The organism is Cupriavidus sp. 05N39, assembly GCF_056397325.1.
In genome coordinates this window covers 26,818-38,134 of record NZ_JBFTNE010000071.1, presented here as the reverse complement: position 1 = coordinate 38,134, position 11,317 = coordinate 26,818, and the positions used below count along the sequence as shown (strand labels likewise).

At 67.3% G+C, this 11,317-nt stretch carries 13 protein-coding genes and 1 pseudogene; 4 read left to right on the top strand and 10 right to left on the bottom strand.

Annotated elements, in window-relative coordinates:
* Both AC1DN0_RS28295 and AC1DN0_RS28290 read left to right on the top strand, forming a co-directional pair.
* Positions 1–261: pseudogene (locus tag AC1DN0_RS28295) on the top strand (copper resistance protein CopQ); the annotation flags it as partial.
* A gap of 300 nt (positions 262–561) precedes the next feature.
* Positions 562–1,128 (top strand): TetR/AcrR family transcriptional regulator, encoded by a 567-nt coding sequence (locus AC1DN0_RS28290; RefSeq protein ID WP_035872693.1) that lies wholly within the window; start codon positions 562–564, stop codon positions 1,126–1,128.
* Between the two features lie 91 nt (positions 1,129–1,219).
* Here AC1DN0_RS28290 and AC1DN0_RS28285 read toward each other — a convergent pair whose 3' ends face one another.
* Positions 1,220–2,932, bottom strand: a complete 1,713-nt coding sequence (locus AC1DN0_RS28285) for an MBL fold metallo-hydrolase (RefSeq protein ID WP_441634049.1) — start codon at positions 2,930–2,932, stop codon at positions 1,220–1,222.
* Between the two features lie 338 nt (positions 2,933–3,270).
* Between AC1DN0_RS28285 and AC1DN0_RS28280 the strand changes: the two genes are divergently transcribed.
* Complete coding sequence (locus tag AC1DN0_RS28280) at positions 3,271–3,534, top strand: hypothetical protein (protein WP_035872706.1); 264 nt, start codon at positions 3,271–3,273, stop codon at positions 3,532–3,534.
* Positions 3,535–3,559: 25 nt separating this feature from the next.
* On the opposite strand, the gene AC1DN0_RS28275 is transcribed toward AC1DN0_RS28280, so the two are convergent.
* The 7 genes from AC1DN0_RS28275 to AC1DN0_RS28245 form a co-directional block, all read right to left on the bottom strand.
* Positions 3,560–4,024 (bottom strand): DUF4126 domain-containing protein, encoded by a 465-nt coding sequence (locus AC1DN0_RS28275; RefSeq protein ID WP_477104567.1) that lies wholly within the window; start codon positions 4,022–4,024, stop codon positions 3,560–3,562.
* Positions 4,025–4,272: 248 nt separating this feature from the next.
* Positions 4,273–4,719: a MarR family winged helix-turn-helix transcriptional regulator gene (locus AC1DN0_RS28270; protein WP_441633551.1), complete on the bottom strand. Its 447-nt coding sequence runs from the start codon at positions 4,717–4,719 to the stop codon at positions 4,273–4,275.
* 49 nt (positions 4,720–4,768) lie between these two features.
* A complete protein-coding gene (locus AC1DN0_RS28265; RefSeq protein ID WP_082095261.1) occupies positions 4,769–4,981 on the bottom strand; it encodes a hypothetical protein in 213 nt (70 codons plus the stop codon).
* Positions 4,982–5,032: 51 nt separating this feature from the next.
* Positions 5,033–6,691: an FAD-dependent oxidoreductase gene (locus tag AC1DN0_RS28260; protein ID WP_477111574.1), complete on the bottom strand. Its 1,659-nt coding sequence runs from the start codon at positions 6,689–6,691 to the stop codon at positions 5,033–5,035.
* A gap of 95 nt (positions 6,692–6,786) precedes the next feature.
* On the bottom strand, positions 6,787–7,218 hold the full coding sequence (locus tag AC1DN0_RS28255; protein WP_477104566.1) for a rubredoxin: 432 nt from the start codon (positions 7,216–7,218) through the stop codon (positions 6,787–6,789).
* 52 nt (positions 7,219–7,270) lie between these two features.
* Positions 7,271–7,969 (bottom strand): alpha/beta hydrolase, encoded by a 699-nt coding sequence (locus tag AC1DN0_RS28250; RefSeq protein ID WP_477111573.1) that lies wholly within the window; start codon positions 7,967–7,969, stop codon positions 7,271–7,273.
* A gap of 47 nt (positions 7,970–8,016) precedes the next feature.
* Positions 8,017–8,847: a dioxygenase family protein gene (locus AC1DN0_RS28245; protein WP_441633543.1), complete on the bottom strand. Its 831-nt coding sequence runs from the start codon at positions 8,845–8,847 to the stop codon at positions 8,017–8,019.
* Positions 8,848–8,968: 121 nt separating this feature from the next.
* Here AC1DN0_RS28245 and AC1DN0_RS28240 point away from each other — a divergent pair, with 121 nt between their 5' ends.
* On the top strand, positions 8,969–9,931 hold the full coding sequence (locus AC1DN0_RS28240) for a LysR family transcriptional regulator (protein ID WP_477111572.1): 963 nt from the start codon (positions 8,969–8,971) through the stop codon (positions 9,929–9,931).
* On the opposite strand, the gene pqqE is transcribed toward AC1DN0_RS28240, so the two are convergent.
* Both pqqE and pqqD read right to left on the bottom strand, forming a co-directional pair.
* Positions 9,912–11,072: a pyrroloquinoline quinone biosynthesis protein PqqE gene (gene pqqE, locus AC1DN0_RS28235; RefSeq protein ID WP_441633556.1), complete on the bottom strand. Its 1,161-nt coding sequence runs from the start codon at positions 11,070–11,072 to the stop codon at positions 9,912–9,914. The two genes, AC1DN0_RS28240 and pqqE, sit on opposite strands and share 20 nt — an antisense overlap.
* On the bottom strand, positions 11,044–11,289 hold the full coding sequence (gene pqqD, locus AC1DN0_RS28230; protein WP_035872850.1) for a pyrroloquinoline quinone biosynthesis peptide chaperone PqqD: 246 nt from the start codon (positions 11,287–11,289) through the stop codon (positions 11,044–11,046). Before pqqD ends, pqqE begins: the two co-directional genes overlap by 29 nt.
* Between the last annotated feature and the right edge of the window lie 28 nt (positions 11,290–11,317).

The window sequence follows — 11,317 nt, the reverse complement described above, 5'->3', positions numbered from 1 at the left end:
GGCCTGGACCGTACCGGCGTGTCGGCTTCCCCGGCCCGCAGCGTGGATGCCTATACCGATGGCGCCCGTAGCGGCAAGTTCGACCCGTTCACCGAAGGTGCCCGTGTCGGCAAGGCCGACCCGTACACCGACGGCGCCCGCATCGTCGCTGGCCTGGACCGTACCGGCGTGTCGGCTTCCCCGGCCCGTAGCGTCGATGCCTACACGGATGGCGCCCGTGCCGGCAAGTTCGATGTGTTCACCGATGGCGCCAATGTCTGAGCGCAGGCAAGCGCGGGAACGGGATCGCCAGGGCGAGGAGCCGGTTCGCACCGGTTCCACCGCCTGAACGGCGACCGGGGCAGGGAATGAAACAAGGTTAGACATTTGAATGGGAGTGCATCATGAACCTACGGGACAGCTTCCTGATCCTGGCTGGCTGGGTGGTCCTCTGCGTGGCCAGCGGCTCTCTGATCACGGTAGTGGCGCAAGTGCTGCCGGCTTGAGTGAGCATTGAGCAACTTGTGCGAATGCACACGAATTTGGCTTGAGGATCTATCAATAGATAGATAAGATCTCGCTATGAAAACGCAATCCGTACGCGAACAACTGCTCGAACACACGCTGGTGCTGATCCGCCGGCGCGGTTTCAATGGTTTCAGTTACCGCGATCTGGCCGATCTGGTCGGGGTCAAGACTTCGAGCATCCACTATTACTTCCCCGCCAAGGACGACCTTGTGCTGGAGGCGGTAAAGGAATACAGCGCCCGCATCTCGGAGCGGCTGCGTAGTGTGGATTCGTCGCTTTCACCGCGCGAGCAGGCGGAGGGTTACCTCAATTTCCTGCGCACCGCGGCCTGCGGCGACCAGATCTGCCTGGCAGGCATGTTGTCCACCGAGACGCTATGCCTGCCGGAGTCGGTCCATACCGAGCTCAAGCAGTTCTATCGCATGAACGAAAACTGGCTGATGGGCCTGATCGAACGCGCCCAGAGCGAGTACGGCAAAGTCTACCCGGTGACGCCCCGTGCGCTGGCGCAGGTGATCTACGGTGCGCTGCAAAACGGCTTGATCGTTGCGCGCTTGTTCGGTGCGCCCGAACGGCTGGAGTCAGCGGCGGATCTGTTGATGGCCTCGGTGTCCGAGTAAGCACGCCGACACATGAAAAAGCCGACCCTTCGAGGTCGGCTTTTTGTTTGGGCGATGCAACCGATGATCCGCCCGGAGATCCGCCGCCGCATCAGCCCGGCGCGTCCGCCACTACCTTCCAATGCTCGCCTGACTCCTGCGCGCGGCCGTCCCGCGCCAGCTTGAGCAGGTGCGCCAGCAGCGAGCGCTTTGCCACTGGCAGCATGCGTTCGGGCACATCGTCGTAGACCCGCAGGAGCAGGGTGTCGATATCGGTTTCCCCCAGGTCGCGCAGCGCGTTGAGCACTTTGGCTTCGCGCTGCATGCGGTGACGGATCAGGGTACGGATGGCATCGGCGGGCCTGGGCATCAGGAAGCCGTGGCCAGGGGCGAGCCATTCCAGGTCCTCATTCTGCAAGGCTGCCAGCGAGGCCAGGTAAGCGTGCATATCGCCGTCGGGCGGATTGATCACGACGGTGGAGCCCTGCATTACGTGATCGCCGGTGAACAAGGTCTTTTCTTCTTCGAGCAGGAAGCACAGGTGGTTGGACGCGTGCCCCGGCGTGTGGATCACCCGCAGCGTGCAGCCATTGCCCAGCGACAGGCGCTCACCGTGCTCCAGGATGCGCCCGGGCTGGAACGTCTGGTCCTGCCGCGACGTCGGCGGGGCGGGCCGGCCCAGCACCGGGGCGCCGGTGGCGGCCTTCAGCCGGGGCGTCGCCGGCGAGTGGTCGATGTGCGTGTGGGTGGCGAGGATCCAGCGGATTGGCCCGGGCGCGGCTGCCAGCACGGCGGCTACATGGGCTTCATCGTCGGGGCCCGGATCGATCACCGCCCACTCGTTGCGCGCGGGATCGCCCACAAAGTAGGTGTTGGTGCCGGGCCCGGTCATGACGCTGCCATTGTTGGCGGTGACGCGCCAGACGCGCTCGGACAGGCGCACAGCGACACCTGGCGCCAGTTCGTAGCGTGCATGTCCTTCGCCGTGCGGGTCGATGCGCTCGATCTCCGCATAGGCTGCCTCGCTCGGCAAGACGGGGCGCGGGCCGCCGCTGCCTTGGGCCAGGCGAGGCATGATGCGCGCGATGTCGCGCAGCTGCGCGGCATGGTCAAAGCAGGCTTGCGCGGTGTCGAAACGAGCAATGGACGCGAGCGTGCGCCGCGTGACGGGCACGGTCTTGATACCGCTTGCCGGGTCGATGGCATCGCCGGGGCGCACCCAGATATGCTCCATGGCCTCGTCGCCATCGTGCGCGGCGGTCTGCCCTGGGGGCGCCACGGCGACGAAGAAGCGCGTGTCGAAGCGCTTGGGCAGGCCGGGCGGCGTCAGCCAATGGCTGTGGTAGGCCAGGCGGTCCACCGCCAGGCGCACATTCAGGCGCTCGCACAGCTGCGCCATGCCCGGGCCGCCATGCCGGGCAGACTGCCGCAGCCAGTCATGCTGCGCCGCGTCGAGGGTATCCAGCGCGATCAGCTGGCCACCGGCATCGCTGGCAAATAGCAGGCCGGCTTCCTCGAAGCACTCGCGCACGGCCGCCAGGTAGAAATCGAGGCCTCCGTCCGGCAGCTTGAGGCGCTGGCTTGCCGCGGCGTCGTCCAGGCCGGCGCAGACATCATGCAAAGCCCTGTCCTGGGGGTCGAGCGTGCCGCCGGGAAAGACAAAAGCGCCGCTGCTGCGGTCGTCGTTGCGCTCGGGGCGCCGCACCAGCAGCACTTCCATGCCGGCCGCGCCATCGCGCACGACCAGGATGCTTGCCGCGTGGCGCAGGGAGGTGGATCGGGATCGCAAAGGGGGGGTGCTTCCGCTCTGTTCTTGTTCGCTCATGTGGGGCGGGTTCCTGATTGACTGGCTGGGTTCAGGCGATAGTGTAGCGGCATCGCCCGGCTATGCCACCGAGGGAAAGCGAGACAGGAAAAGGGCGCTACCGATACGCGGGTAGATACGGAGGTGCCGCGGCAGCCTTGGAACGGCGCCGGCCATTAAGATGCTGGCATCACCCCGCCCGCTGATCTGCCGCTGTGTCCGCCGAGGGGGGTGAGAAGCAGCGCGCACTGTTTGCGGTGCTGCAAGCCGTTTCGGCCCGCCTGAGATGCAATACATGCCCGACGTGCGATAGGCGCCGGGTGGGGCGAAACCAGACAGATACTGGGGGAGACGCCGATATGAACCGAAAGGGTCTGCTTGATGCAGCCGCGGTACTGGAAGACCTGGCCGCCGGCCTGCAGCCGGACCGGAACCGCCTGGTGGCGGGCGCGCAGGCGCTCGAGACCATGCACGCCGATCACCCGTCGTGGCGCGACATGACCGACGCTTCGTTCGGGCTGCAGGCACTGGCCGCGGGCGGCGCGCTGGACCTGGACCAGAAGGGGCGTGCGCGTGCCGCGCGGCTGGCGGAAGTCATCAGAAGCCTGGTTGATTCCTTGTAGTCCGCTGGCCCGCCGCCGCTGCCGGCTAGGCCAGCGAAAGGACCACCAGCACGGCGCCGGTCATGGCAACCAGGTCCTCGATCAACGCTGCCGGCCGGTCCCGGCCAAACGCTGCCGCAAGGCGCGCGCGAATGGCCGCGCCGCCGAGCGTGCCGATCACGGCGCCAATGGCGCCAAGGATGGCACCGCCCGCCAGCATGCCGCCGCCCGCCCCGATCGCCGCGCCGGCGAGGGCGCCCGTGAGAATGCGTGCGCCGAACTGCTGCGGCACCTTGCGGCTCGGCGTGGCGGGCAGCTTGTCGGTGACAAGCTCGGCCAGCGCCAGCACGCTGAGGATCCAGGGCGTGAACCGGTAACCCATGAAKGCCAGCCAGTTGCCTGACAGATCCAGCAAGCCAAGGCCGGCCGCCCAACTGACGGCAGCGGGCGCCGTCATGGCGCGCAGGCCGGCCACGATGCCGATGAACAGCGAGAGCAGGTAGAGCGTCATGGAGTCTGTCCTCGATCAAGGTTGACGAATGGCGCAAGCCACGCCCGGTGCGCTGGCGCGAACCGGGGACAACGCAGATCCGGACTGCAATCATTCGTCACCCGACCCACGTCCCATGCACAAGGACCGGGGGACGGGATCGCCTCGAACGGGCCGCGCGACGAGCTTATGCTGGCGCCTTGCGCCGGCCTGTGCGCTAGCCCACATGCGGCGGAAGTGCGTCCCGTGGAAGAAGGGACGCCCCGTCTTCACAACATTGTCTCGACCTGCGCGAGCAGCTTGCCCAGGGCGCGCTCCATCACGGCGCGTTCCTGGGCGGTGAGGGCGGACATCAACGTTTCGTGCCGGCCGGAAGCCACCCGCATGATCTTCTCGTACAGCGGCTTGCCGGTGGCGGACAAGGAGATCAGCACCGCGCGGCCGTCGGTCGGAGACGGTTCGCGCTTTACCAGTCCCTGCCTGATAAGGTGATCGGCCGCGCGGCTGGCCTGGCTCTTGTCCAGGTTGGCGAAGCGCGCGAGATCGATCACCAGGAAGGGGCCGAATTCGCCGATGGCGGCGAGCGTCCGCGCCTCGCTCAGCGACAGGCCCAGTTCGTCTGTGTATGCCCGCGCGATACCGCGGTCGAACTGCTTGACAATGCGGTGCAGCCGATAGGTGGCGAAGTCGGAAAGYGACGGCTTGGGGCTGGTCATGGTTAGCAGGGCCGGGTAGGGCAAGGCGGGCAGTATGCCTGCATCGTCGTCATTCGGGGAGAGCGCCGCTGTGCCCGCCGAAGCTATCCGAGACCTCCCGCAGCAGTTGCGAGGCATCCGCGAAGCCAGCATGGCGGCTGAGCGCCAGCAGTGCGACCCGGGCCAGGTAGAGGGAAGCATCGCGCTCGCCGAGTGCTGTCATGCGGTAGCACATCGCCGTGTAGATTTCATCGAGTTCGGTCGGGGTCATGGTGGTTTGCATACGGTCCTCCGTCTTTCCGCTTCAATCGTCTTGAATCGTGTTCAATCTTCTTCAGTCGATTCGCATGGCCAGGGCGATGGCATCCCGCACATCGCTGGCGCGGGCATGCTTCCAGCGCCCACTCACATAGCCATCGGGGCGGACCAGGTACAGCGTGCCGTCGGTGGCGTCCAGCGCGCGCCGCACGGCATCGTCCGGATCGGCCAGCCTGCCGGCCGCCGGTGCCGCGCCGGCAATCAGGCGGCAGTCCAGTTCCAGGCCATCCGCGCATAGCTCGCGCAACCCTGGCACGACGGCGTCCGGATCCTGGCCGGCGCCGGCAAAGCAGAAGGCGGTGAAGCCCGTGCCGAGGCAGCGGAGCAGCGAAGCCGGCATGCCCTGCGCGTCGAGCACCGGCATGTCCGGCAGCGCGGCGCCCGGCGCTGGCCCGGTGGCGAAGGCCGGGTCATCCGCCGCGGCGATGGGCGAGTCGGCAAAGGTGGCGGGGCTCGTCTGGCGCGGGTTGATCAGCGAGCGCAGTTCCGCATGCCTGGCGGACAGCCCCAGTACCGCTTCGCGCATCAGGGTGAAAGCGGGCGAGGGCGGGGCCATGAACTCTGTGCTTTTGGCGCCAAAACGCATGTTCTCGCGCGCGGCGGCCACGCGCTCGCTGGAATAGGACGGCAGCAGGCCGTGCGAGGCCTTGCCGCGCACGGCTAGCGCAAGCTTCCAGGCCAGGTTGAAGGCGTCGTCGAAGCCGCTGTTCAGGCCGCGCACGCCGAAGATGGGCACCAGGTGCGCGGCATCGCCGGCAAAGAGCGTGCGGCCGTGCACGTAGTCGTCCAGCGTCAGGCACTTCGCGTTGTAGATCGATATCCACAGCGGCTCCCACGGCGCGGTGACGCCCATCATCGCCAGGTGGCTGGCCACGCGCGGCAGCACGTTTTCCGGCTTGACCGCCTGCTCCGCATCCTCGTGTTCGCCGACCTGGTAATCGATGCGCCAGACCTTGTCCGGCTGCTGGTGCAGCAGGATGGTGGAGCCGGGGTTGGACGGCGGATCGAACCACGCCAGCCGCTCGACCTCGCGCGGCGCGTCGATGGCGATATCCACGATCACGTAGCGCCCCTCATACTGCATGCCGCGCAGCGACAGCCCCAGCGCATCGCGCACGGCGCTGCGGCCACCATCGGCGGCCACCAGCCAGTCCGCGCGCACGGTGTAGGCGGTGTCGCCCGCTGCCACCGCCAGCGTCACGCCGCCGGCGTCCTGCGCGACGCCGGTGACGCGGTTCTGCCAGCGCACTTCGATCAGTCCGGGGTAGCGCGCGATGGCGTTCAGCAGGTATTGCTCGATGTAGTACTGCTGGATATTCACCATCGGCGGGAAAGCCTGCCCGGCCTCGTGCGGCATGGTGAAGTGCAGCACTTCCTCGTTGCGGTAGTAGCTGCGGCCGCCGGCCCACGCGAGCCCTTTGCCGAGGACCGGCGCGACAACGCCGAGCGCATCGAGGATTTCGAGCGAGCGCCGGGAAATGCAGATGGCCCGGCTGCCTTCGCAGGTGCCGTCGTCGGCCTCCAGCACCACGCTGGGGATGCCGTGGCGGGCCAGAGCCAGCGCAACCGCCAGCCCGACCGGGCCGCCGCCGGCAATGACGACCTGCCGCGGCGCATCCGTGCCATCGGGGTTCAGCACCGGCATGGATGCGGCGTGGACTTCGCGCTGGTACATGTCTTGTCTCCTGGTTGTGTGCGCAACCAGTTCAAGATATACCAAAATGGTTGCGGGCACAACCAGATTGCCAAGGCCTGCGCGGAAGGCGCCGCTTAGAATTCGACCATCGCAAAGTCCTCCTTGCCCACGTCGCACAGCGGGCAGCGCCAGCCGGCGGGGATGTCCTCCCAGCGGGTGCCGGGCGCGATGCCTTCTTCAGGCAGGCCGGCGGCCTCGTCATAGACCCAGCCGCAGATGATGCATACCCATTGCTTGAATTCGCCGGCGACGGCAGTGGCCGAGGCAGCCTCAATGGGCCTTGCTGTGTCATCTGGCCCGGTTTTATCCGCCTGCGCCGGCTCGTCCAGGCTGAAGACAAGCGGCGCCGACGTGCCTTGCCCGCCGGCGGCCACGCGCGCCTGCAGCAGCGCAAGGAGCTGTTGCGTCTCTTCCGCCGTCAGGTCGATCCAATACGGATCGCCCGCGCCGTCATTCAGGCGGTCAGGGGAAAACTGGATCTCTACTGCGGTGCCTTTTTTGTACATGCCAATGAAATCGGGGTTGCGCCGGGGGGCGTAGTGTCGCTCAGGATGCTGGTCAGCCGGGAAACAGCACGCCGGCGAGCCATTGCCGGAAATCGGCAACGACATCCGCATTCAGTTCGTGGCCGATCGGGTAGCGCCGGGTCTGGTGCGCAACGCCCAGCGCATCCAGCCACTGGTCAGCGCGTTCCGCCCAGCCAACCGGCAGTTTGTTGTCGAACTCGCCGTGGGCGATGAAGGCCGATAGCCCGGCAAGCGCCTCGCGCGGTGCGAGATGCGGCTCGATTTCCGGCAGGATGCGGCCGCTGAGCACGGCAAAGCCGGCGACGTCAGCCGGCGCGCTCAGGCCGACACTGGCGCTGAGGATGCCCCCCTGGCTGAAGCCGGCGATCACCGTGCGCGCGGGCAGGGCGCCATCCTGCGCGCGCAGCGCGCGCACCAGCGCAATCAGTTGCTGGCGGCTGCGCTCCGCCTGGGCGGCGTTGATGGCGGGCGCGCCGCCATGGAAGCTGACCTCGAAGAAACCATACTGGTCCGGCGCAAAGGTCAGGGGGCCTTGCACCAGTACCACCTGGACACGCGGATCGATACGCGTGGCCACCGCCGCGAGGCTGGTCTCGTTGCTGCCCACGCCGTGCAGAAGGAGCAGCCGCGCTGCCGGCGTCGTGTCCGGCAGCGCGTTGCGCAGGCGATAGCGCAGGCCCGTTGCGGCGTCCTGGGTCAGTGGGCTGATGTCGTTGCTGGTGGTGTTCATGTCATCTCGGGTCTGGTAACGCTTGCCTTGAAGGAGCGTGGCACCGGTCAGGCCGCCACGGGTTGGTCGTGCCGGTATTGGCCGATCACATAAGACTCCATCGACAGGATGCCGTATGTAATGCCGCCGTCGATCACCTGCAGCGGTTCGCCCGCCGCCGCCGCGCCGATGGCCACCAGCAGCGGCAGGAAATGCTCGTCGGTCGGATGGGCGCGCTCGGCGTGCGGCGCCAGCCGCCGGTAGTCGATCAGCGGTTGGACATCGCCATCGCGCATGGCGTTGCGCGTGGCCTCGCGCACCCATTGGGTGAATTGCGCCACATAGGGCGCATCGCCGCCGCCGTGGCCGCGGAACTCGTAGAGGTTGTGCGTCATGCTGCCGGAGCCGACGATCAGCACGCCCTGGCCGCGCAGCGGCGCCAGGGCGCGGCCAAAGGCCAGCGCGCCCGCCGGGTCCAGCGGCTGCGGCAGCGATACCTGGAACACCGGCACCTGCGCCTCGGGATACAGGTGCCGCAGCGGCACCCACGCGCCGTGATCGAGCCCGCGCTGCGGGTCCGGACTGGCAGGGTAGCCGGCCTGCGCAAGCAGTTCCGCCGCGCGGGCGGCCAGCGCGGGGTGTCCGGCCACGGGATAGCGCAACGCGTACAAGTCGCGCGGAAAGCCGCCGAAATCGTGAATGGTCTCGGGCAGCGGGCTTGCGGTCACGCGCACGCCGCCCCGCGTCATCCAGTGCGGCGAGACCACCAGCACCGCCTCGGCGGCCGGCAGCGCGCGGCCCAGCGCGGCAAGTTGCGGGCCGGCAAGGCCCGGCTCGATGGCGAAGGTGGGCGCGCCATGGGAGACGAACAGTACGGGAAGAGGAGTAGCGGCTGACATGGCGGAAGTCCCATCTCGAAAACTTCCAGTCTATTGATTCGACTGGCGATGATAAATAGCCTTCATCGTGATATATAGTCCCGGTAATCGAGACAATCAGGCGCAAGCCGACACGTAGCGCATGGACCGGGCCCTGGAAATGAGTGTGTTTGCCGCCGTAGTCGAGGCCGGCAGCTTTATCGGCGCGGTGGAAGGCCTGCGCATGTCCAAGGCCGCAGTCTCGCGCCATGTGGACGCGCTGGAGCAGCGCCTGGGCGTGCGCCTGCTACAGCGCACCACCCGCCGGCTGTCCCTGACCGAGGAGGGGCGGATCTTCTATCAGCGCGCCAAGGAGGTGCTGGCCGCACTCGACGATGCCGAGTCCGAGATCACCTCGCGCACGCAGGAGCCCAGCGGCCTGATCCGCATCAATGTGCCGCTGACGTTCGGCATCATGCATCTCGCGCCGCTCTGGAGCGCATTCATGCAGGTGTATCCCCAGGTCGACCTGGACATCACCCTCAACGACCGCGTGGTGGATCTCGTCGATGAAGGCTACGACCTCGCGGTGCGTATCGGCGACATGCCAAGCTCCGCGCTGATCAGCCGCAAGCTGGCCAGCACGCGCATGATGCTTTGCGCATCGCCCGCCTATCTGGCGCGGCACGGCGCGCCAGCGCATCCGCAGGAACTGGCGAAGCATCGCGTACTCGCCTACACCAACTGGTCCGGCCGCGACGAATGGCATTTCGATGGCCCGGACGGCAAGGTAAGCGTGGGCACGCGCGCCCGTGTGTACACCAACAACGGCGACACCTGCCGCGCCATTGCGCTGGCCCATGGCGGCATCATGCTGCAACCGAGCTTCATGCTGCAGGAAGACCTGCGCAGCGGGGCACTGGTCGAACTGATGCCCGAATACCGGGCGAGCGAACTCGGCGTGTACGCGGTCTACCCGACGCGCAAACAGCTCCCGCTCAAGGTGCGCCGGCTGGTGGATTACCTGGTGGAGGCGTTTCGGGATGTGTCGTGGGGAGACGGGGGAGAGGGGGGAGTAGGGCGAGGCGGCCTGTCACGCCCCCCCGCTAGCGGCCCGATTCGCTGAAGCGGCGGGACGCCGCGTCCGCGCGAAACACCAGCGGCGCCTCGTGCGCCGTGGCCTGCAACTGGCCGTGGGCGGCAAGGCGTCCGTGCAGGACGACTTCGCGCACGGTGGCGTGGTCCGGAGATTTGTCGCAAACGGGATCGGTGCGGTTGGCATCGCCCGTCAGCAGGTAGGCCTGGCAGCGGCAGCCGCCGAGGTCGTTCTCTTTCTCGCCGCAGGACCGGCACGGCTCCGGCATCCACGCGGTGCCGCGATAGCGTTGGAAAGCATCGCTGTGGTACCAGATGTCGTGCAGCGATTGCGTGCTCACGTTCGGCAGGATGAGGCCGGGCAGCATGCGCGCGGCATGGCAGGGCAGCGCGGCGCCGTCAGGCGATATGCCGAGAAACACAGAGCCCCAGCCGTTCATGCATTTCTTGGGCCGCGTCTCGAAATAGTCCGGCACCACGAACAGGATGCGGCAACGCTTGCCGATCCTGGCGCGGTAGGACGCCACTACCGCTTCGGCTTCGCGCAATTGCGCTTCGGTCGGCATCAGCGCCAGCCGGTTCTCCCAGGCCCAGCCGTAGTACTGGGTATTGGCCAGTTCCAGGTATTCGGCGCCCATATCCAGCGCCATGTCGATGATGGTGCCGACGTGGGCCAGGTTATGCCGGTGCAGTACGCAGTTGAGCACCATCGGGTAGCCATGCGCCTTGATCCGTTTTGCCACCCGCTGTTTCAGGTCGAAGGTGCGGGTGCCCGACAGGAAGTCGTTCATCTCGCGCGTGGCGTCCTGGAACGAAAGCTGGACATGATCGAGCCCGGCCGCGCGCAGCGCGCCCAGGCGCGCGTCCGTCAGGCCCACGCCGGAGGTGATCAGGTTGGTGTAGAAGCCCAGTTGCCGGGCATGGCCGACCAGTTCTTCCAGGTCGTCGCGCACCAGCGGCTCGCCGCCCGAGAAACCAAGCTGGGCGGCGCCGAGCGCGCGTGCTTCCTCCAGGACCCGCCGCCATTGCGCGGTGTCGAGTTCCGGGCCGTAGCGTACGTAGTCGACCGGGTTGGAGCAGTAGGCGCAGTGCAGCGGACAGCGGTAGGTCAGCTCCGCCAGCAGCCACAGCGGTGGACCCGGTTCAGACGAGCCAGCCGCGTTCGCAGGCATGTTCGACAAAGGTGCGCACCTCGGGGGCAATGCCCTGCACCCCGAAGGACGTCTGCAGTTCGTCGATCAGCATGTCGAGCGTATGGGCGCCGTCGCAGCGCTGCAGGATGGCGGCGGCGCTGTCGTTCAGCTTGACCATGCCTTCAGGATAGAGCAGCACCCATGCCTTTTGGGCCTCTTCCCATTGCAGGCGATAGAGCGTGTCGAGCCGTGGCATGGCGGGAGCGGTCTCGGGGGTGACGGGC

Excerpts from the sequence above, each read along its gene's own strand:
- AC1DN0_RS28245 (WP_441633543.1), bottom strand. The coding sequence starts at position 8,847 with ATGTCAGCCGCTACTCCTCTTCCCGTACTGTTCGTCTCCCATGGCGCG.
- pqqE (WP_441633556.1), bottom strand. The coding sequence starts at position 11,072 with ATGCCTGCGAACGCGGCTGGCTCGTCTGAACCGGGTCCACCGCTGTGG.
- AC1DN0_RS28280 (WP_035872706.1), top strand. The coding sequence starts at position 3,271 with ATGAACCGAAAGGGTCTGCTTGATGCAGCCGCGGTACTGGAAGACCTG.
- AC1DN0_RS28265 (WP_082095261.1), bottom strand. The coding sequence starts at position 4,981 with ATGCAAACCACCATGACCCCGACCGAACTCGATGAAATCTACACGGCG.
- AC1DN0_RS28240 (WP_477111572.1), top strand. The coding sequence starts at position 8,969 with ATGGACCGGGCCCTGGAAATGAGTGTGTTTGCCGCCGTAGTCGAGGCC.
- AC1DN0_RS28250 (WP_477111573.1), bottom strand. The coding sequence starts at position 7,969 with ATGAACACCACCAGCAACGACATCAGCCCACTGACCCAGGACGCCGCA.
- AC1DN0_RS28255 (WP_477104566.1), bottom strand. The coding sequence starts at position 7,218 with ATGTACAAAAAAGGCACCGCAGTAGAGATCCAGTTTTCCCCTGACCGC.
- AC1DN0_RS28290 (WP_035872693.1), top strand. The coding sequence starts at position 562 with ATGAAAACGCAATCCGTACGCGAACAACTGCTCGAACACACGCTGGTG.
- AC1DN0_RS28285 (WP_441634049.1), bottom strand. The coding sequence starts at position 2,932 with ATGAGCGAACAAGAACAGAGCGGAAGCACCCCCCCTTTGCGATCCCGA.
- pqqD (WP_035872850.1), bottom strand. The coding sequence starts at position 11,289 with ATGCCACGGCTCGACACGCTCTATCGCCTGCAATGGGAAGAGGCCCAA.
- AC1DN0_RS28260 (WP_477111574.1), bottom strand. The coding sequence starts at position 6,691 with ATGTACCAGCGCGAAGTCCACGCCGCATCCATGCCGGTGCTGAACCCC.